This is a genomic window from Phyllobacterium sp. 21LDTY02-6 (assembly GCF_023554255.2).
GTDB lineage: Bacteria > Pseudomonadota > Alphaproteobacteria > Rhizobiales > Rhizobiaceae > Phyllobacterium.
Genome location: NZ_JAMJWD020000005.1, coordinates 368,733 through 390,539, shown reverse-complemented (window position 1 = coordinate 390,539; position 21,807 = coordinate 368,733). Strand labels below are relative to the sequence as shown.

The 21,807-nt window shown below is 58.2% G+C and carries 15 protein-coding genes; 12 read left to right on the top strand and 3 right to left on the bottom strand.

Annotated elements, in window-relative coordinates:
• Entirely contained in the window at nt 1-1,470 is a 1,470-nt protein-coding gene (locus M8997_RS18480) for an aldehyde dehydrogenase (RefSeq protein WP_250015800.1), read from the bottom strand.
• Nucleotides 1,471-1,846: 376 nt separating this feature from the next.
• Between M8997_RS18480 and M8997_RS18475 the strand changes: the two genes are divergently transcribed.
• The 3 genes from M8997_RS18475 (at nt 1,847) to M8997_RS18465 (ending at nt 6,558) form a co-directional block, all read left to right on the top strand.
• Nucleotides 1,847-2,599 carry an SDR family NAD(P)-dependent oxidoreductase gene (locus M8997_RS18475; protein WP_250015798.1) on the top strand — a complete coding sequence of 251 codons (753 nt, stop codon included), beginning with the start codon at nt 1,847-1,849 and terminating at the stop codon, nt 2,597-2,599.
• Between the two features lie 242 nt (nt 2,600-2,841).
• Nucleotides 2,842-4,929, top strand: a complete 2,088-nt coding sequence (locus tag M8997_RS18470; protein WP_250015795.1) for an alpha/beta hydrolase domain-containing protein — start codon at nt 2,842-2,844, stop codon at nt 4,927-4,929.
• Between the two features lie 39 nt (nt 4,930-4,968).
• Entirely contained in the window at nt 4,969-6,558 is a 1,590-nt protein-coding gene (locus M8997_RS18465; RefSeq protein WP_250015793.1) for an alpha/beta hydrolase, read from the top strand.
• A gap of 193 nt (nt 6,559-6,751) precedes the next feature.
• Here the strand turns inward: M8997_RS18465 and M8997_RS18460 are convergent, their stop codons facing one another.
• Both M8997_RS18460 and M8997_RS18455 read right to left on the bottom strand, forming a co-directional pair.
• The gene (locus tag M8997_RS18460) at nt 6,752-7,468 is read right to left on the bottom strand and encodes a GntR family transcriptional regulator (protein WP_250015791.1); all 717 of its coding nucleotides are present in this window, start codon (nt 7,466-7,468) and stop codon (nt 6,752-6,754) included.
• Between the two features lie 12 nt (nt 7,469-7,480).
• On the bottom strand, nt 7,481-8,626 hold the full coding sequence (locus M8997_RS18455) for a M20 family metallopeptidase (protein WP_250015789.1): 1,146 nt from the start codon (nt 8,624-8,626) through the stop codon (nt 7,481-7,483).
• A 260-nt stretch (nt 8,627-8,886) separates the two neighbouring features.
• Between M8997_RS18455 and M8997_RS18450 the strand changes: the two genes are divergently transcribed.
• The 9 genes from M8997_RS18450 (at nt 8,887) to M8997_RS18410 (ending at nt 21,774) form a co-directional block, all read left to right on the top strand.
• On the top strand, nt 8,887-10,209 hold the full coding sequence (locus M8997_RS18450) for an MFS transporter (protein ID WP_371929603.1): 1,323 nt from the start codon (nt 8,887-8,889) through the stop codon (nt 10,207-10,209).
• Nucleotides 10,193-12,025: a hydantoinase B/oxoprolinase family protein gene (locus tag M8997_RS18445; RefSeq protein ID WP_250015785.1), complete on the top strand. Its 1,833-nt coding sequence runs from the start codon at nt 10,193-10,195 to the stop codon at nt 12,023-12,025. The genes M8997_RS18450 and M8997_RS18445 overlap by 17 nt, the downstream gene beginning before the upstream one ends.
• Entirely contained in the window at nt 12,012-14,054 is a 2,043-nt protein-coding gene (locus M8997_RS18440; RefSeq protein ID WP_250015783.1) for a hydantoinase/oxoprolinase family protein, read from the top strand. Before M8997_RS18445 ends, M8997_RS18440 begins: the two co-directional genes overlap by 14 nt.
• Nucleotides 14,051-15,448 carry a M20/M25/M40 family metallo-hydrolase gene (locus tag M8997_RS18435; protein ID WP_250015780.1) on the top strand — a complete coding sequence of 466 codons (1,398 nt, stop codon included), beginning with the start codon at nt 14,051-14,053 and terminating at the stop codon, nt 15,446-15,448. Before M8997_RS18440 ends, M8997_RS18435 begins: the two co-directional genes overlap by 4 nt.
• Before the next feature lie 649 nt (nt 15,449-16,097).
• A complete protein-coding gene (locus M8997_RS18430) occupies nt 16,098-17,399 on the top strand; it encodes an MFS transporter (RefSeq protein WP_250015776.1) in 1,302 nt (433 codons plus the stop codon).
• A gap of 12 nt (nt 17,400-17,411) precedes the next feature.
• Nucleotides 17,412-17,864, top strand: a complete 453-nt coding sequence (locus M8997_RS18425; protein WP_250015774.1) for a MaoC/PaaZ C-terminal domain-containing protein — start codon at nt 17,412-17,414, stop codon at nt 17,862-17,864.
• A complete protein-coding gene (locus M8997_RS18420) occupies nt 17,861-19,045 on the top strand; it encodes a CaiB/BaiF CoA-transferase family protein (RefSeq protein WP_250015772.1) in 1,185 nt (394 codons plus the stop codon). Before M8997_RS18425 ends, M8997_RS18420 begins: the two co-directional genes overlap by 4 nt.
• 12 nt (nt 19,046-19,057) lie before the next feature.
• Nucleotides 19,058-20,254 (top strand): ABC transporter substrate-binding protein, encoded by a 1,197-nt coding sequence (locus M8997_RS18415; protein WP_250015770.1) that lies wholly within the window; start codon nt 19,058-19,060, stop codon nt 20,252-20,254.
• Nucleotides 20,227-21,774, top strand: coding sequence for a class I adenylate-forming enzyme family protein (locus tag M8997_RS18410; protein ID WP_250015768.1), 1,548 nt, complete (start codon nt 20,227-20,229; stop codon nt 21,772-21,774). Before M8997_RS18415 ends, M8997_RS18410 begins: the two co-directional genes overlap by 28 nt.
• The last annotated feature ends 33 nt before the right edge of the window (nt 21,775-21,807 follow it).

Below are 21,807 nucleotides of genomic sequence, written 5' to 3'. Positions count from 1 at the left end.
TCACGCCCCGACGCCGTGAAAGAGGCGCACGTGCTTGAAATTGAAGTATTCCAGCAACCCTTCCCGGCCGTGTTCATAGCCGATGCCGCTCTGCTTGCGACCACCGTAAGGTGCATTCATAATGCCGGCGTCGACATTGTTGATGGCGACGTTACCATAGTCGAGTTCGGCTGAAAGCTGATAGATTTCCTCCAGATCGCGGGCATACACGTAGGAAGCAAGACCGTAGGGCGTATCGTTTGCGCGTGAGGCAGCCTCCTCCAATGAGTCGAACGGCGCGACCCCAACGAGAGGTCCGAACGTTTCTTCGCTCATGACCTTCATGTCCTGCGTACAGTCGGCGACGATCGTCGGTCTGAAAAAGAAGCCCTTTTCGAACTCCGGGCCTTGTGGTGCATTGCCACCTGCAACGAGGCGGGCGCCCTTGACCAGGGCATCATCAAGATGGTCGCGCGTTTTAGCCAGCGGATCGCGGGAGGCCATCGAACCAAGGTCCGCGGCGGGGTTGTCGAGGCCGTCACCGATTGTAAGGGCATCGGCAGCCTTGGCAAATCCATCGAGAAACGTCTCGTAGATCGGGCGTGCGACGTAGATGCGATTTATTGCGATGCAGATCTGCCCCATGTTGCGGAAGGACCTGCGCGTCGCGCCTTTCACCGCCGCATCGATATCAGCGCTTTTCGTGACGATCATCGGGCAGTTTCCACCGAGTTCCAGCGACAGGCGCTTGACGCTCGGGCAGGAGCGCTGAATATGCAGTCCGACAGCGCTGGAACCAGTGAAGGCGATCTTGTCGACACCTGAATGTTCCACGAGTGCCTGACCAACGATCGAGCCCTTCCCCGTCAATACGTTGACGACACCGGCTGGAATCCCGGCTTCGCTCACCTTTTCAGCGATGGCCAGTGCGGTAAAAGGCGTAAGTTCTGCCGGCTTTATGATAATGCTGCATCCGGCAGCAAGGCTGGCGCAAAGTTTCCACCCGACGAGCTCCGCCGGATAGTTCCAAGGCGTGATCGCTCCAACGACACCGATCGGCTCGCGCACTACCTGGCTTTGATAACCATTCTGGTCATTCGGTACGATTTCGCCGAAAACGCGTACAGCTTCCTCGCCATAGAAGTGGCAGGCTTCCGCAAGCTTGAGGATTTCACCTTTTGCCTCGTTCAGCGGCTTGCCCTGCTCGCTCGTCATGATCTGCGCCATATTCAGCACATCGGCAGCAATCAGCTCGCCAAGGGCGTGCAAAGCGTTGGCTCGCACTTTTGCCGGGACACGAGACCAAACCCTGAAAGCCGCGCGAGCACTTTCAACAGCGGCATCGACCTCTTCGGCTGTCGTGGCTGCAATCTGACCGATCATTTCGCCCCGTGCAGGGTTTATGACGTCGATGCGTCCGCCGCGTCCTTCGACAAACTGGCCGCCGATAAACAGCTTGCCGCTGATTTGCGACAGTTTGACTGCAGGCATATAGTCCTCCACATGTTTCCTTGTCGCCGGACGCGACGTGCCCGACTGATGTTTGAAACTAGCATAACTACCTGAAACACAATTGTTGAAATCATGCAATCAGGAATTTTCAACGACGGCGCCTCTTTTGCCTCATCATGCTGCTTTTGTTAAGGAAAATAGCCCATTGCTCCCGAGTTTCCTGATACTGATTGCCGAGAACTGCCGCGAAAATGCACATTTCTCCGAAAGCTCTCCCTATTTGCTCTTGACGAGATGAGCGTCATTTAAATAGTTTTACTACGCATAAAGTGGAGGAGTACGCGAAGCGGCAAACGCGTTGCTGCCATCCCATGATCTTTCATCAATCCAACAACGTTCGGATCAATAGAGTAAGATGACATATCGTTCGAAAATGGACTTGAGTGGACGGCTGGCCCTGGTAACCGGCAGCGGGCAGGGAATCGGTGCTGCCTGCGCACAGGCACTCGCCGAAACGGGCGCCACGGTGATCTGCACTGACATCGTCCTTGGTCGAGCCGAGAATACAGCGAGGGCCATCGGCGATATGGCCAAGGCCCGCGAGCTGGACGTCACAAACAGTCAGCAGCTGAATGCGTTGGCCGATTCATTGCCTCCATTGGATATTCTGGTGTGCAATGCCGGAATTGTCAGCAATGTGGCGGCCGAAGAGATGACGGACGAGCAATGGGATCGCGTCATTGAAGTCAACCTCAGCGGTGTCTTCCGCACGTGCCGGGCCTTCGGCCGGCGCATGCTCGAAAACGGCAAAGGTTCTATCATCAATATTGGCTCGATGTCCGCCGAGATCGTCAACGTACCGCAGCCGCAATGCCACTATAATGCGTCAAAGGCAGGCGTTCATCACCTGACACGGTCGCTTGCGGTCGAATGGGCCAAGCGCGGCGTGCGAGTGAACGCCGTCGCGCCCACCTATATCGAGACGCCACTGCTTCAGAACCTGGAAACCCAGAGCGGCCTCGTCGATCGATGGCTTGATCTCACACCCGCTGGACGGATGGGACAGCCGGATGAAATCGCATCGATCGTTCAATTCCTTGCTTCCGATGCTTCGAGCCTCATGACCGGTTCGATCGTGACAGCAGATGCGGGGTATACGAGCATCTAGAAAAAGGCCTTTGGCCTGCCGAAACATATCTGCGGCGCACGGTGTCCGAAGGTCGTGAGTCTGATATCCGGTCATGCAGACAGTACCGGCTGCAATGGGCGAAACGCGCTGGCGACTGTGATAGAGTCTGCACTTAAGGTAACAGTGCCCTTTTTCCTTGTATTGCCGGAGGAGCAGAAAGTGTCAGAGTTCCAGCCGATTTAGGCAAGCCACTAAATCTATTTCTGCGAAAGGAGGAGCGCATGAAAACACGCAGGCCACAGGCACTGTGCGTGGCGTTTGGTATATCGATAGCGGCCACGATCTCGCAAGCCAATGCCGAGGTGAAGCGTATCGCGATAGAAAGCAAGGTAGTTGTCGCAAACGGATCCGACGCAAACAACGAAATCGGGAATTATGAAATCATAACGGGTCGAGCCTACGGGACCCTCGACCCCACTGATCCTCTCAACGCCATTGTAACAGATATCGCGTTGGCGCCTCGTAATGCGGATGGACTTGTCGAATATGACACCAAGTTCACCCTCGCTAAGCCTGTCGACATGGATAAGGCGAGCGGTGTGCTTTGGTACGATATCGTTAATCGTGGCACTGGTGCAGCTGCGCCGAACGCCTACGGGCATGTTCAGTTGCTGAGCGGCTGGCAGGGCGATATCCCTCAGAAAAGTGACAACTATGCCGCAAGCGTTCCCGTTGCCATCAATTCCGATGGTACTCCGGTCACAGGCAAGGTGCTTGCGCGCATCGTCGACGCCAAACCCGGCACCAACACGATGCCCTTGGCGATCCTTGGCCGAGCCATTCCTTATGACGCTGCTTCATTGGACACGAAGCAGGCTCGACTCATCAAGAAGTCGTCGGAAAAACGTTCCGGTGAAGTCGGTCCAGTCAAGGAAGTCAGTCCAACAGATTGGGCGTTCGCAGATTGCAAGGACATCCCATTCCCGGGAAAGCCGGACCCCCGCAAGATTTGCCTGAAGGATGGATTTGACCCTCATTTTCTTTATGAGGTCGTTTACAATGCCAAAGATCCTCTTGTGCTTGGGATCGGGCTTGCAGGAATCCGGGACGTCGCCTCCTTCTTTCGTTACGAGAGCAGGGACAGGAGCGGCAACGAGAATCCGGTCGGCGGACAAATTAAGCATGCCATTATCAAGGGGGTGTCTCAGTCCGGAAACACCTTAAAGACCTTCCTGCTGCTCGGATTCAACGAGGATGAGAAGCATCGCATCGTTTTCGATGGAGCAAGCCCCCACATCGCCGGCAGGCTAACCACGATCAATGTCCGCTTCGGCCTCCCGAGCGGCTCGGGAACGCTTTATGAGCCAGGCGGCGAAGGTGTTTTGTGGTGGTCTCCATATGAAGACAAGGTCCGTGGGCGTGCAAAAGCGAGCCTTCTCGATCGGTGTATCAGGAGCAAGACTTGCCCAAAAATTATGGAAACCTTCGGCGCGGCCGAATTTAACGCACGTCTGTTTACCATCGCGTTGGTCGGAACGGACCGCAAAGCGGATCTCCCACTGCCTGACAACGTACGGCGGTATTATTTTCCAGGAACAACCCATGGCGGCGCCGACACGACCAGCTTCGAGGTAGCGGGAAGGCCAAGTCGTTCTTGCGTCTTAGCGGAGAACCCGAACGCTGAGACTGAGCAGATGAATGCGTTGGCGGTAGCTTTGGTCGACTGGGTTGTGCACGGTGTCGAGCCGCCTCCAAGTTCTTACCCGACACTTGCTCACGGCGATCTCGCTGAAAACACATCCGAAGCCATGGGTTTTCCGGGTATCCCTGGTGTTTTGGAACCAACTGGTCTCGCGATTGGATTGATGGATTACGACTTCGGCAAAGACCTCAATTACAATGATTTCTCTGGCGCCCTTTCCAAGCAGCCGCCTGACATCAAGCAAACGATTCCGCCATTCATGCCCAGGGTGAATGCGGATGGCAATGAAACATCCGGTATCCCCTCAGTTCTGCACGCAGCGCCACTCGGCACCTATACGGGTTGGAATGCGACGGCAGGCGGGTTTTTCAAGGGACAGCCTTGTGGCGGCGGGCTCACGGGCGGCTATGTTCCGTTCGCAGCAACCAAAGAACAGCGTGAGCAGGCCGGTGACCCTCGCCCATCACTCGAAGAGCGCTACGGCACCAAGGAAGGCTACCTTTGCGAGGTAAAAGCTGCAGTCAAGCGTGAGATCGAAAGGCGATTCCTCCTGCGGCAGGATGCCGACAAGCTTATTCGTCGGGTCGAAGGCGCGAACATCCTTCCAGAAGCGGATCAGGCGAGCCCCGTGGCGAGATCTGTTGCGCAACAACTTTGCAAGGACTAGCGCGGTCGTGCACCCAAACGGTCTATCTAGGAGGAATCCATGTTGAAATTAGTCGCTACCGCAGCAATGGCTGTAACAGCATTTGCCGGCACCGCCTTTGCAAGCAATGAGCACGTGGTGAACAAGGGCACGCCGGTGCCGGAATGTCGGGCGCATGTGAACTATGATCGCAATGCCGACCTGCCGGGTTATCTTGGCAGTGACGGCATTTGCCATCCCTTCATGCCGACCAATCAGCTTGTACCTGAAAACTATCGCGGCACTGATTACTACGCTGACGAGTTCACGGACGCGAAAATTCGTCAACGGTGGGAGGAATGCAAGAAAGAGGAGGCATGTGCAGCCGCTGCCCGTAAGGGAGCCAAGGGATTCGCCAAGATCGAGGACCACGACACCGGGGCCGTCGACAAGGCCGGCAAGATCGACCCGGAGGGGAAAGTCGATCTCAAGGACATCCGTCGGCCGTCTTATTTTGGTCAGTCACCCTATGGGGAACCGATCGCCAAGGTCGAGAAGCGCACCTACACGGTGGAGTTCACGGTGCCACGCGACAGCTATGAACGTCTTCACCTCCGGAAGACAGGCGACATCAAGCTTCGCGGTTGGTACATTGTCGGCTCTGAAGTCGGCGATCAAGAACGGCGGCGCGCGCTCGTCATCATGAACAATGGTGGCAGCAACGAGATTACCGCCATCGACAATCCGGCCACCGAAGGCGTTGTTAAAGATCCTGCCACCGGGAAATATCAAGCGGGAGAGTTTCCCGATGGTGTATCGGAAGAGCCGGGAATGCGGCACTGGCGAGGCTTCATCTATGCCTTGAACGAAGCCGGTTTTGATGTGCTTGTCACGGATCGGCGCGGGAACGGCATCTCAGGGGGCCTTAACGGCTACAACACCGCAGAGCAAGCCAATGACATGTTCCGCGAACTGGATCAGCTCGAGAAGGGTGAAGGCTTGCGTTTGCTCACGCCTGAGGGAAAAACCTTGTCCGGTGAGCAGGCCGTGAACGCAATTTTCAACGACGCATCGGTAACCGAAATGCCGGTCGTGCTCGGCGGTTATTCGCGCGGGTCGTACGCTGCGGCTTGGGCCATGCACAAAAACTTCGTCGAGAACTGCAATTATGACGTGTCAGACGCGAAATGCGGCCCGGCGATCGGCAACAAGAACGTCAAGGGAGCCATTCTCTACGGCCCCAACGCCGGTGGTCTGGGCTACCGCATGGGCGGGCACGACATGATCGAGGCTGCGCTCCGGACCGAATTCAGCACCACCTATTACGTCGACTCGGGCGTACTCGCGAACATCGGTAAATGGCCTGCGTTGCAGATAGTCAAAGGTACATGGGATTACGTGGAGGGTCTCGAAGGCTCGTTCGACGCGTACCGGAGAGCATCTGGATTGAAGGATATATTTGTATTCAATGGTCCGCATCAGTTGAGCACCCAGGCCTCAGATAACATGAAGCTTGTCGGAGATCGTATGGCAGCGTTCGCCAAGGCCGCTGTCCTTGGGCGCGATGCAATCGCCGGTACAACAGCAGTCAACAACCTGAAGGAATTGGTTCTGTCGGCGCCGGACCATTGGGAATTGACAACGACACCAGCAAAAACCGTGCAGCGGTAAACCGGCACTCTGCTCGACAGTCATTAAACAAAATTGCCGATTAGGTGGATATCCCCACACCGGGCTCCCGAGCAACTCGAGGGCCCGGTGTGCCTAAGTTTCGCAACGAACTCGCCGGCACCGATTTGTGAGTTTGATCGGTAATAGCACTGATAAGTCGCTAACTAGCACTGATAAAATGGACAGAGACGTATCAGATACTTCGCATCTTCTTAGGTTGTCGCTCACCAGATCCCTCCATCAGCAGTTGTTCGAGGGCGGCATTGCGGGCATTTGCCGAAGATTGTGCCATGGCAAGGGCGGCCCTTTCGGCATCGCGTTGTTCGATGGCCTCCAGGATAGCGGAAAGCTCGCTGATGCTGGTCTCCAGGCGCCCGGGCTGTGTCATCGCCTTGACGCGCAGCCAGTTGATGCGCGCATTCAGCTGGCCGAGTAGATCCTCGATCAGCTCATGATCAACGACATGCACGAGGTGCTCGTTCAGGCGGCGCATCAGCGCCACGATCTCATTGATCGAGTTCTTGGTCGCGGCTTCCCGAACAGCTTCGAAGATGGTCCGCAATTCCGCGATCTCTGCGTCACTGGCAATGTCGGTAAAGCGACGGATGAGCAGGCTTTCGAATAATGCGCGTACCTCGTAGATCTCCGCTGCTTGCTTCCTTGTCAGAGTGGAAACAACAGGGCTTTTACGTCCTTCGACACGGATCAGACGTTCCGCTTCCAGCCGACGGATCATTTCGCGTACCGATGCCCGGCTGATCCCGAGCGCCAAGCAAAGCTCCCGTTCGATCAGGCGCGTGCCGGGAGCGAGCGTCCCGGCCAGAATGGCGTCCCGAACCTGCTCGAATGCCTGTTCCCTCACGAGGACGGGCGGGCCCAGAAGACTCAATTTATCGGCCAAAACGCTCATTGCTCTCCTCTATCAGTCCGCCGTCAAAGCGGCAATGGTGAGCGCCAATGCTTGCGCGCGGGGAACGAGCGTCGAAAGCTCAACATATTCTTCTGGGCTGTGCGCCTTTCCCCCGACGGGTCCGACGGCGCACAAGGTCGGGGTTCCCACGGCAGCGGTCAGCCCCGAATCCGCGCAGGATCGGGTGAATTCCCCATCGACATCGAGCCCGATTGCGCTTGCCGCGCGAACATATCTCTCGAACAGGGCTTTAGATGCCGGCGATTGTGTCATCGGCATGAATTCTCCCAAAATCCGAATCTCCGCGGCCGTATCGTCAACGCTCGGCTGGCTTGCTATCGCTTCGACGGCAGCAATCAGCCGATCACGGTCCTCGAGTCTCTCATAGCGCAGATCAATATCGCAGGTTGCGTGCGGGGCAACGGTGTTGACGGATATGCCGCCCGCCACGGTCCCAACGTTCACGGTGATACCGCCAAATTGCTGCGGCAGCGTCATCCAGCGCTCAATCTTGCGGGCGACTGCCAGTATTGAACTGCGACCCTCATCGAAGTTCAAGCCAGCGTGCGCGGCCTTACCCGCGATATCGCAGCGAAAGAAGATGCCGCCGCGTCGGCCGGTGACTACATTGCCGCTGATGCGCCCGGGCTCGGCATTAAAGACGTAGCCGGCCTGCCTTGCCTCCCGCTCGATGAGCGGCCGTGAGCCCGGCGATCCGATTTCCTCGTCTCCGGTAAACAGCCCCACTAACGGCAGTGGTGCTCCGCCTGTGGCGGCAAAGGCAGCAAGAACAAAGGCGTTCATGACGAGACCGGCCTTCATGTCGGCAACTCCGGGCCCATAGGCGCGATCACCGGCGATGCCGAACGGCCGCCTCGCCGCCTCGCCTTTGGGAAAGACCGTATCGCGATGGCCAAGCAGCATTACCGGCGGGCCTTCCGTCTGTCCCGGAACGATGGCCCGGAAGCAGTCCCCTTGGTTAGGGAGCGAAATGCGCTCGCAGGCGATGCCTTGATCAATTAGGAAGCGCTGCAGGATGATGCCAGCAGCATCCACACCCGACTTGTCATAAGAGCCGCTATCCTGGTCGACGAGCTCCTTGAGGAGCTCCATCATCTGGTCGTATCTGGCATCAAGCCACCTGGCTATGGAACCCATCGCATTTCCCTTTGCTGTAAAAATAATCACGCCTCTTAGTTAGCCAAAAAAGCGTTGACGAAACATTTTTGATCTGGCTATCATATTGTCAGACAAGAAGGCAACAGGCGTTCGTCGCCGAGGCATCCGCTTGATGCCTCGCGCACGGCCGCAGTCAAAAAGCCCATCGCCCAAGGTTTTGAAAATGAGCGAGCTGCGGAACAAACCGCGGCGGTTAGATCGCGCGTCCAATCGGGGCGCCTGTCACCAGAGGGACAACGATGTCGCAAATAGCTTCGCAGCTGAGTGGGATGGAACCATCAGCCACAGGAAATCTCAATCTGATACGGCGGCGCGCCGTTCTATCGTGCGCTATCGGCAATTTCGTCGAATTGTTCGATTTCTTCATTTTCGGCCTGTTCGCATCACAGATCGCCGCGAATTTCTTTCCTACCGGAGACAAAGTGATCTCCTTGCTGGCCGCCTTCGCTACCTACGGCGTCGGCTTCATCATGCGTCCCATTGGCGCGATAGTCATCGGCACTTATGGAGACCGGCACGGCCGCAAGGCTGCCCTGGTTCTCACCGTAGGGCTAATGGCCTCCGCCACCGCCCTGACCGGGCTCATCCCGCCGCATGCCTGGATTGGCGTATGGGCACCGCTCCTCCTCGTTCTGTGCCGCCTAGTGCAGGGGTTTTCGACTGGCGGGGAATGGGGCGGGGCGGCCGCCTTTCTGGTTGAATATTCGCCACCGGGGAAGCGCGGTCTCTTCGGTAGCATTCAGCAGACCAGTGTGGGCCTGGCGCTGATTGCCGGTTCGCTTTCGGCGGCGCTCCTCAATTCACTGCTCACCAGCGATCAGATGATCGACTGGGGCTGGCGCATCCCCTTTATCGTCGGTTTCGTGCTGGCACCGGTCGGCTTCTATCTGCGTTCGAAGGTGGCCGAGACGCCAGCTTTCGAGAACGCAGTCGAGAAAAATCACACGACGACCAGCCCCGTGATAGAAACGTTGACTCGCTACCGCAGGCCTGTCCTTGCCGCCTTCGGCCTCTCCATCGTCGGCACGGTCGGAAACTATGTCTTCAATATCTTCATCCCCAGCTACGCCTCCAGCCAGCTCGGGATCTCGGCAGGCACCGCCTACTACGCCAGCACCATCGCTGCGATCGTTCTGACCGTATTCACGCCGGTCATGGGGGCTCTTTCCGACAGGATCGGTCGCAAGGCCGTGCTGCTCATCTCCTCCATCGGCTACATTCTTGCCGCCTACCCGTTGTTCGCACTGCTGTCCGGCGTGCCGACCGGTGCCAGTCTAATACTGATCCAATGCGTGGCGTCCTTTCTGCTGGCCATGTATGCGGGCCCGCTCTGCACCATCCTCGCAGAATTGTTCCCGACCAAGGTGCGCGTTACGGCCCTCTCGATCGGCTACAGTCTGGCCGTCACGATTTTCGGCGGATTTGCACCATTCATTTCGACCTTCCTGATCCGCGTGACGGGAAGCCCGATCGCACCGGCGATCTTCATCATCGTCTCCGCCATCATCAGCACAGTCACCCTTCTGCTCATCAAGGACCCCACCAATGCTCCGCTCGACTGATCCAGGTCCCAGCCAATTCGACCCGTCCGAGAGCGCCAACGTCTGCGACCCCGTAACGCTTGAAATCGTGCGGGGAGCAATTGGCGCTGCGCAAGCCGAAATGGAAGCCCTTCTCGAACGCACCGCGATCTCGGCCTTCATCCGCGAAAAGAAGGACTTCTATACCGCTCTGTTCGACCGGGACGGTGTGATGGCGGTGGGATCGATGGTGCCGATCTTCGGGGACATCACCGGGCCGGTCTTCGCAGAATTTTCTCCCGACAGCATGCGACCGGGCGATCTCTACTGGTACAACGACTGCTACGGATCGCGCGGAGCAGTCTCGCATTCCAACGACCAAGTCCTGTTGGCGCCCGTTTTCAAGGACGGCAAGCGCCAGGCCTTCGTAATGAGTTGGGCGCATTTCGCCGATATCGGCGGCATCCGTCCCGGCTCGATCAGCCCCGATGCCACCGAGATCTTCCAGGAGGGGATCATCGTTCCGCCAACGAAGCTCATCGATGCAGGACAGACGAATGAGGCCGCGCTTGCGATCTTCCACCGCAATTCCCGCTTCCCGGAGCAAAGTCTCGGGGACATGCGAGCGCTGATGGCGAGCGTCGAGCTCGGCGTCAAGCGCGTGACGGAAATCCTGGACCGCTTCGGCGCCGATGTGGTTGCCGACGCGCTGGCCCAGCTTCTGTCCCGTACGCGCCGTCTGGTGCGCAGCCGCCTGGCCGAGACCTTTCCCTATGGTACGCATTGCTTCACCGACGCCATCGACAGCGATGGACACGGAAACGGTCCTTTCAAGATTCGCTTCGCGCTGACGCGAGAAAAGGCCAACGGACACGACCGCTTCATCTTTGATGCGACGGAGACGGACGACCAGGCCCCAGGGCCGGTCAATTTCCTGATGAACCCGGGGGTTCCCGGCATGGCACTCGGGCTGTATTATCTCGGCGGCGACACGAGCCAGGTCTGCAATGCCGGCGGACCGCAGGCGCTGGACGAGGTGCGGTTGCGCGAAGGCTCGCTCCTCTGGCCACGGTTTCCCGCACCGCTCGGCATGCGCGGTCTCACCATGATGCGCACGCTCGCTGCTCTGAACGGCCTCGTGAACGTCGCCGGTGGCGGGGCACCGGCTGCCCATTCGGCGTATGTGATCGCCATCATGCGCGGCACCTTCATCAATGACAGCGGCGTGAGAGAGCGCTTCCTGCTGGCCGACGGCATCGGTGTCGGCTATGGCGCGCGGCCGTTCGCCGACGGTATCGATGCCGTCTATTTCGTCGCTCAGGAGAACTATCCCGTCGAATTCCTGGAGGTCGGCTATCCGGTTCGCCTCAGGGAATACGGCGTAGTGCGCGATTCCGGCGGCCCCGGACGTTTTCGCGGTGGCTGCGGCATAGTGCGGGAATATGAAATCCTGGCCGAGGAGCTCGTTCTGGCGATCCGCATCGACAGCGTCCAGAATCCGCCATGGGGCATCGCTGGCGGCATGTCCGGCGGCGTTGGTCGGGTGACCGTCAATCCGGGCGCTGCCGACGAGCGGGTCCTCGCGCCGCTATCCGATGGCAATAGGCTGCAGCGCGGAGACGTCTTGAGAATCGAGACCGGCGGCGGCGGCGGCCATGGCCATCCCTTTGACCGTCCGGACGCCGCGGTGCTCGAAGACGTGCTGGGCGGTTTCGTCAGCTACGAGGCGGCCGAGCGTCACTACGGCGTCGTCATTCTCAACGGCGTTGTCGACCATGCCGCGACCCGCGATCGCCGCGCCCCCCGGTTCCCCGTTCTTGCATTCCATCGTCGCGAGTATGTTGATGCTATCACCTAAATCTCCCCTCTCCGTCGCCGTCGATATCGGCGGCACCTTCACCGACATCGCCCTTCTCGATCGTACCACCGGGCAGGTCTGGCGGACTAAGACGCCAAGCACCCCGGCCGATCCATCGAAAGCTTTCCTGACGGGAATCAATCTTGCCCTGTCGATGGCGGATCGTTCGGCCGGTGCCCTGACACAGGTGCTACACGGCACGACCGTCGCCACCAATATGATCCTCGAAGGCAAGGGCGCGCCGACCGCCCTAGTGACGACGCGCGGCTTTCGCCATGTACTGGCTATCGGCCGGCAGGATATCCCGCGCAAGGCCAATCTCTACACATGGATAAAGCCGAAGCGTCCGGTGCCGCCGTCTCGTATCGTCGAGATCGACGAACGCATCGATCCTGGCGGCATCGTCCGACTGTCTCTCGACGAGAAGAGTGTGGCCGAAGCGGCCGAGGCCTTGCGCGCCATGCAGGTGAAGGCCGTTGCCGTCTGCCTCCTGCATGCCTTTGCCAATCCGGCTCATGAAAGGCGGGTGGTCGCGATCCTTCGCGAAGCGCTACCGGACGTCGCCGTCACATCTTCGACCGATATCCTGCCAGTGGTGCGCGAATACGAGCGTTCGCTGACGACCGTTCTCAATGCAACGGTGATGCCGGGTGTGACGACCTATATCGGCCGTCTGGAGCAGCGTCTTAAGACCAAGGGTGTCGAAGCACCATTGTTGCTGATGCAGTCGAACGGTGGCGTTGCCGGGTCTTCCACTATCCGTCAAGCGCCCGCCCTGACGGCGCTCTCTGGCCCTGCCGCCGGTGTCGTTGGCGCTCGGGCCATCGCTGCAGCCTGCGGCATCCGCGATCTCATCACCGTCGACATCGGCGGTACGAGCGCCGACATCTGCCTGATCAAGGACGGCAGGATCGGCCTCACTCAGAGCGGCAGGATCGGAGACTGGCCGCTGCCGCTGCCGATGGTCGACATGGTAACGATCGGCGCCGGCGGCGGCTCGATTGCGGACGTGGCCGACAGCACGCTTACCGTCGGTCCGCGTAGCGCCGGAGCCCGGCCCGGCCCAGCAGCCTATGGCCATGGCGGGGACCTGGCTACGGTCACCGACGCTCATGTGGTGCTCGGCCATCTGCCGGACCGGCTGCTGGACGGCGGCATGGCGCTGGATGTCGCGGCGGCCCGCGGGGTCGTCGCGGATCGCGTCGCCGAACCACTCGGCCTGTCGGTCGAAGCCGCGGCCCGCGGCATACTAGCGATTGTCGACAATCATATGGTGGGAGCCGTCCGCGTGGTTTCCGTCGAGCGCGGCCACGATCCCCGTGACTTCACGCTAGTGCCTTTCGGGGGCGCGGGGCCGCTGCATGGCTGCGCGTTAGCCACGCTTCTCGGGATCTCGCGCATAATGATCCCACCGGCACCGGGCGTTCTCTGTGCGGACGGGCTGCTTGCTGCGGACTTAAAGGCGGAATTCAATCGCACGCTTCCAAAGGCGGGCTTGATAGATTTCGACGTCGCCAACGGAATTTTCGCCGAACTCGAAGCGGAAGCCGGGTCTTGGTTCGAAGCCGAAGGCGTGCTGCCGGAGGTCCGTCTCAGCAATCGGGTCGCGCTGCTGCGTTACCATGGGCAGGGCGGTGAGCTCGCCGTCGCCTGGGGCGGGACGAAGGAGGAGACCGAGGCGGCATTCGCCTCCCAGCACCTTGCCCTCTACGGCTTTACGCTGGACAGTCCGGTGGAGCTCATCACCCTGCGTGTTGAAGCCACTGGCCGTACCGCTAAACAGCCGGTCACGATGCTGAGCGAAAGGGCTGCTGCGCCGACGGCTGGCTACAAGACGGTGCAGTTCGAAATGGGGGGAGTCGATGTGCCGGTCTTCGATCGCAAGCAGCTCGGGGCCGGGCAGAAATTGGCCGGTCCGGTCATCCTGACGCAGCTCGATACCACGACCCTCGTCTTGCCGGGCTGGAGCGGGGTCGTTCATCCGTCCGGTGCCATCCTTCTCACCCGTGATGCCGGAGTCCCGCAATGAGCGTTTCCAATTCCAATCTCGACGGAATCTTCCGCCATATAGACAGCAATAAAGAAAGCTTCATCGAACGGGTAATGGATTATGTCCGCCACCCGAGCATCAGCTCCCAGAACATCGGCATCCGCGAGGTCGCCGACATCCTCGTGCAGATGCTCGGCAAGCTCGGAATGGATGTCGAGGCCATTGCGACCCGTGGCCATCCGATGATTGTGGGACGGTGGGGCCACAAGCCCGGCAAGCCGACAATTCTTCTCTACGGCCATTACGACGTCCAGCCGCCCGAACCGCTGGAGGCATGGCTGAGCCCTCCCTTCGAACCGACCATCCGGGACGGGCGTATCTACGCGCGCGGTATCGGCGATAACAAGGGACAGCATTTCGCCCAGCTTCTGGCGATCGAGTCCCATCTGGCGGTCAACGCCGATCTACCATGCAATGTCATCGTCTTGTTGGAAGGAGAGGAGGAGATTGGCAGCCCGCACATCGCTGAATTCGTTCGCCAGCATGGTGAAAGGCTAAAGGCCGATCTAGTAGTTACGGCCGATGGTCCGATCCATGCATCCGGACGTCCCACCATGACATTCGGAGTCCGTGGCATGGCATCCTTCGAGCTGCGGGCCAAGACCGCAAGCCATGATGTACATTCGGGCAATTTTGGCGGCGTCGTGCCGAATGCAATCTGGAAGATTGTCCACCTGCTCGGTACGATGCGCAACGAGGCCGGCAACATAACGATCGAAGGGTTGCACGACGCGATCGTGCCTCCGTCCGATCTAGAACGGGCGGCTGCCACAGCGCTTCCCATCGACCTGGATGCAGTGAAGAAAGAGCTCGGGCTTGCCGCGCTCGACGCCCCGCAGGGCCGGCCCTATTACGATCGTCTGATGTTTCATCCGACCCTCACCATCAACGGCCTGCACGGTGGCTATGGCGGCCCCGGAACGAAGACCGTGTTGCCCTGCGAGGCCATCGCCAAGTGCGACATCCGGCTCGTCGAGGCGATGACGCCGACCGACGTGCTGGTGAAGGTTGGTGCCCATGTGAGGAAGCATGCGCCGGACGTCGAGTTCGTGCCACTGGACGGCATGCTGCCCTCCAAGACCCCGATGGATTCTCCCTATGGTGATGCCATCCGCAAGGCGGTGCTGGCCGCTCAGGGCGTGGAACCACTGCTCTACCCGACGATGGGCGGCAGCCTGCCCGACTACGTCTTCACGAAGACACTGAACATTCCAGCCTTTGTGGTGCCCTATGCCAATGCGGACGAGGACAACCATGCGCCCAACGAGAATCTGCGAATCGACTGTTTCGTGAACGGCATACGCACCGGGGCGGCTCTCTTGGCCGAGCTCGGCGAGATGGAGCATACTTGGTCATCAATGGAAGCAGACTAGAAATGCTTCGCGTTTTACCGCCTTCGGATCACGATCTGAAGTAGAGTTTGCAAGGCTCTGCCGCGTTCTGGACAAGCGTACGGTGTCACGATTGATGGCAGCCAGACTATGCCGTCATTTCTCCCATCGTCACCGCTGCCACTTCCGCCGTCCGCCGTCGCGTCTTTCACTCTTTCAAATTACGTCAACGCTGGATCATAACCACAACCCGGACCGATGTCCTGCTCCGACCGGGCCGAGCGTCGGAAGAATGTCCTAGTGGCTGGAGATACGGGTAAACGACGCTACCGATCGCATGGTGCTCATCAAGGCCGCGCGAACGACAATTTGCCTCGTCCACCCCCGCCCTGCTCCGCTACGCACAAGAGTCGGCCTCGCCTCACTGCCTGATCTCGTCATGTCGTCGCTGCGATTAAGATCCACTCGCATTCTGATTGGGGAAGTGCGCGATACTGCGTCTGAGGCTTCATAACAAAAAGTTCAGGTTTTGATTCTCCTCTTCAAAACTCAGTCATCTGCCTCCGGTCCGGGGGCCCGCCCAAGTTCTGAGCGGGGTCACCTTGCAAAATTCCATTTGCAAAATTCCATTTCTTATATAAAAGTCCTGTTTGGAGGACCGATGTCGTTGCGGTCGGTGATCGGAGGAAACATGTCACAAACACAAACATCATCGACGTCAGTACGCGCATTTCGCGTCCGCTGGCTCATTCTTGGAATCACATCTCTCGTACTTGTCCTAAACTACGCCGACCGCGCAGCATTCGGTGTGGCCGGCTCGGAGATTATTAAGGAATTCGGCCTGACGAAGACCGAGTTCGGCTTGATCACCAGCTTGTTCTTCTTCGGCTATGCTCCGTTCTGCTTTATCGGCGGTTGGCTCGCAGACAAATACGGCCCACGGGCCGTGATGGGCGGTGCCGTTGCCTGGTGGAGCATCTTCACCGCACTTACCGCAGCGGGCACTGGCTATATCAGTTTCCTTTTCATCCGCTTCTTCTTCGGCTTTGGCGAAGGACCACAGGGAGCGGTCACCGTAAAGACCATGAAGAACTGGTTCCCGAAAAGTCAGATGGGCACCGCCGTCGGCATCAGCCAAGGTTGCACGCCACTCGGTGGTGTAATTGGTACGCCGTTGGTCGCCTGGCTCTTGGCCATCTCAGGGGACTGGCGTATTCCCTTCATCGTTCTTGGCGTTCTCGGCGTTGTCATGGCGATCGGTTGGTGGGTTATTGTCCGGGACACGCCAGACATTCATCCCTGGGCGGATTCCAGAGAGGCCGAAGAACTGGCGAATGACAAACTAGCGGACGTCGATCCTGTCGTCGAAGCCAAGCAGCCTTTAAGCTTCTACTTGAAGCAGCCTCTTGTCCTTGCGACCGCGACTGCGTTCTTCGGGTATGCCTGGGTACTCTACACGTTTCTATCCTGGTTCCCCGTCTATCTGGTCGATGCACGTAATCTCGACATCAAGAGTGTCGCCTGGGTCGGAACAATCCCGTGGGTTCTTGGGGTGATCGGATATATGGCAGGCGGCGTTATTACTGACCGCATCGCAATTCGGACGGGCAATCCTGCCGCCGCCCGCAAGTGGATGATCATCTTCGGACTGACCGGAACGGCAATCCTTCTTTGTGGTATTGGCGTCGTGTCCTCGCTTGCAATGGCTGTTGCACTGATGTCTGCAGTCGTCTTCCTGCTCTACCTCACCGGGAGCCAGTATTTCCTATTGATCAGCGACACAATGCCGGGCTCGCGTCTTGGCGGAGTCGTAGGATTCGTTCACTTCATCGCCAATACGTCCGGAATCTTTGCACCATGGCTCGTCGGATACATCGTAGATCACACGGGATCCTGGGCTCTTACATTTGGTGTCTCCGCGGCTATCTGTGTCGTCGGCATTGCCACCCTGCTGATCTGGGGTCGGCTCGAAACCGCACAAGACGCGGTCTGATTGGAGGAAACCATGCCTGGTTGGCAGACTATTGAACGATACTTCGAAGATTACACTATCGGCGAACGCGATATCGAGCGCCGACGCACGGTAGATCAGGCTGACACCACCATGTTCGCAGGTCTTACCCTTGACTTCCATCCGGCTCATATCGATGAAAGTTTTGCGGCTCCCCGCTACGGCGGAAGGCTTGTGCACGGCATGCTGACCTTTTCTATCGTGACCGGGCTCTGCGTCGAATACAACATGAAGGCCATTTCCTACGGATACGAAAAAGTCCGATTTCCCGCCCCTGTCAGGGCGGGCGACACCATCGTCGCATGGAGCGAGGTCATGGAGCTTACGCCCCATCGCAAGCCGGAAATCGGTCTCGTTACCAAGAAATACACTGGTCAAAACCAAGACGGAGTGACCGTATTCAGTTGCCTTCACATTCTTGCCATCGACAGAAAGGCTTCAACATGAACCCATTCTTGAGCGAATTCCGCGGCACTGGTCCGCTCCGCGACGTCACCGTTCTCGATTTCACGCAGATGATGATGGGTCCGGTCGCTACGCAGCTGCTTGGCGACCTTGGTGCCGCTGTCATCAAGGTCGAGCGACCACAGGTGGGCGAGTGGGAGCGTAGCTACATGCCCCGCGGCCGGAAGTTGCTGGGCGAATCTCCTTATTTCCTTGCCTTCAACCGTAACAAACTTGCGGTGACGGCCGATCTGAATGATGAAGAAGACAGAGCTTTCCTTTTCGACCTGGTGAAGAAGTGCGACGTCGTCGTCGAGAACTTTCGCCCTGGGGTCATGGAACGTTTAGGCTTCAGCTACGAAGCTCTGCGGGAAATCAATCCCTGTATCGTCTACGCCTCCGGCTCCGGTTTCGGCCCGAAGGGCCCACTCGTCAAACGACCTGGCCAGGACATGCTACTGCAGTCGATGAGTGGACTTGCCGCCAATAGCGGTCCCAGAAATGGTCCACCAGTGCCGACGGGAGCTCCCGTCCTCGATGGATCCACGGCATTTTTGCTCGCATTCTCGATTGTCTCTGCCGTGCTTGACGCACGCGAAAACGGCATCTCAAGGAATGTATCGGCAAGTCTTCTCGGTGCATCATTAATGATCCAGTGCCAGGAGGCATTGGTCGCGATGAACACTGACCTTCAGTGGGAACGAAGCGAGTCCGGCATCGCTGCTCCATGGACGGACGCACCTTATGGCGTGTACCGCACATCCGATGGCTTCTTGGCAATGTCTATGACGCCGCGCGGGCGCCTGAAGGAGATCTTCGGTCTTTCCGATGAACTCTTGAACTGTACTGACGATGAGTGGTTCTTGAAACGTGATGAGGTCAATTCCATCCTCGTCGAGAAGATGGCGACGCGCTCGACCGAAGAATGGCGGGCTGATCTGACCGAGCAAGGCATGTGGGTCGCGCCCGTTCAGACGGTGTCTGAGATCGTGGAAAGCGAGCAGGTTCAGGAGAACGGATACGTCGAAAATATTTCCGGCCCTGGCGGCGAGAAGTTCCGCGCAATTGGTCTACCTTTTTCAATGAGCGGCATCGACAAGGTGGACCGTCTTCCTGTCCCGACTGTTGGTCAGCATGACGAGCTTGTCCGGACCGCCCTCGGGTACCCTACCAGCCAGTCGTGAGCTGGTTACGCATTGAACAAAGTTGAGATCAAAATCATGACGAATATACAACTCAAGGGAATAGCGTGGAGCCATTCCCGTGGGATCGATCCTTTGCGTGCCTGTATCCCACTCCTGGCAGAACGCGGTATCGATATCCAATGGGACACGAGGCCGCTTCAGGGCTTCGAAGAGGCTTCTATCGAGATGCTTGCAGCAAGTTACGATTTGATGTCGATCGATCATCCGTTTATGGGTGACGCCTTCGCACAAAAGGCGCTCCAACCAATTTGCGAGATCATCGGCAAGGGTACCTATCAGGACTACCGTGATAACGCCGTCGGCCCCAGTACCTCAAGCTATGAATGGATGGGGAAACTGTGGGCGGCGCCGGTCGATGCAGCATCCCAGGTTGCAGCCTATCGACCAGACTTTCTGGCAGAGATTGACGTCCCAAAAACCTGGGATGACGTTCTCAAGCTGTCCAACACTGGAAAGGTTGGAATGGCGGCCAATCCGACACATATGCTTCTGGCCTATGCAACCATATGCCACGCGTTCGCCGATACCGACGCCGTATTGCCGGACCTGCGCCCCGTTTGGTGGAGTGACGAAGGCATTGAAAGGGAAACCGCTTTGAAGGCACTCGCCTGTCTGAAGAGACTGATGAGCAAGGCTGTCGAACTTTCGTGGAATGCAGACCCAATCGACATCTTTAATCATATGACTACACATGACGATATCTTCTATACGCCCGTCGCATTCGGCTATTCGAATTATGCACGCCCTGGTGAATATGCCAAGCCGCTCAACTTTACGGCGGTCCCGAGCTGTACTGGCACAGTGGGAGCTGGGATGCTTGGGGGTGTCGGACTTGCAGTGTCTCGTCGAAGCACGGAAATCGATGCCATCCGCGCCGTGCTGGAAGTCTTGTCGTCGCAGCAGATTCAGTCCGGCATTTATGCAGAATCTGGCGGACAGCCTGCACACCGCCATGCGTGGACCGATAAGAAGGTCAATGAAATCTGCCCGAATTTCTTTGAACCTACATTGGAATCCCTCGACAAGTCGTTTGTAAGGCCGCGTGTGCCCGGCTATCCTGCCTTCCAACGCAAAGGCGGCGAGCTTCTTCACCAGTTGGTTCGGGAGGACGCACCGGACCGTGTCATCGTCGACAAGTTCAACGATCTTTGGAGGCATTTTTGCCGACCGGAAGCACGAGTGAAGTGACCCGCCCGCTCGCCGCGACACCGATCACACAGGAAACTTGGGCCGGTCTTCTTAAAAGGGCTCATCAGTCATTTCCTGGCAGTCGCGCCGTGCTCACCCCAGGTGGCTGGTACACCTATGACGATGTGCTTGTCAGGGCCCGCAAAGTGGCCGCTTGGATGCTGCAGCACGGCATTGCGGTTGGAGCGCGCATCGTTCTAGCGCTGGACAATCGCTGGGAAATGCTCGTCGTTGAGCGAGCGCTTGCGCTTTGGGGCTGGGTGCGGGTTGCACTCAGTCCGCGGCTGCATCCGGAGGAAATCGACTACGTTATTGAGGACTGTAATGCCGCACTGATCATTTGCGAATCGCGAATTGCCGAAGCGTTGCGGAGTTCCATTCCCATCATCGTCCCCGAGGACGCTTCCGATCGTTTCATCACTCTTAGCGCGCTCATCAACTGCGATCTTCCAACGCCGCCCGCCCCATCGATCGCTTCGGATGACCTTGCATCGCTCATGTATACGTCGGGCACGACCGGCCGTCCAAAGGGTGCCATGAACAGCCATGGTTCCTGGTTCGCGATGGCAACAAACACGCGTGCCTTGCTTCCAACCATCGGCGAAGGCGACGTCCTATTGCATGCTGCACCGATGAGCCATTTTAGTGGCTCTGTGGCATCCGCCTTCGCGGCCTATGGCGGTGCGATTGCTTTGATGTACAAGTTTGACCCGTCAACCTTTGTGGATCAAGCCAACCGGGTCGCTGCGACCTGTATCCCGATGGTCCCGACGATGATTGGGGACCTCGTTTTGCACAATCGTTCAGGCCCAATCAGAAGCCTGCGGAGTATGCCATATGGTGGATCAACAATCAGCCCTGAGACGATCGTTGCCGCACGCCAAATGTTCGGCAATGTACTTCTGCAAATCTACGGGATGAGTGAGGCTTTGATCCCTGTGTCGAGCTTCTCCGCGAGGGATCAGGCGTCGTCTTCCGAAGCCCGCTTGCGCTCTGCAGGCAAGGTATGCCCAAATATTGAGGTGCGCCTTGCCAACCTCTCCGATGAGGTCGGCGAAATTCAGGTCCGTGGCCAGAACGTGATGAGCGGGTACTGGAACCGTCCCGCAGAAACCGCCGAGGTTCTCAGCGAAGACGGCTGGTACTCATCCGGCGATTTAGGACGCTTCGACACTGACGGATATCTGGAAATTGTCGGAAGAAAGCGCGACGTGCTGATTTCTGGTGGTTTTAATATCTATCCGGCTGAGATCGAACGAGTAATCTCAAGGATACCCGAAATCGCCGAGGTCGCGGTCGTGAGCCAGCCAGATCCTCGCTGGGGAGAGAAAGCGGTCGCCGTCGTTGCCTGCAAGCCTGGCAGTTGGGTTAGCGTAGATCATATCATCGACCATTGCTGCCAACATCTCGCCAGCTACAAAAAGCCCTCTCAGATCTTCTTCGTCGAGAAGCTTCCAAAAACCAGCACTGGCAAGATTAGTAAGTCGGCCATTCGTCAACTTCTTGATCAAGAAGCCTAATCAGTCAAACCTCTTCAGCCTGCAACAAGCACC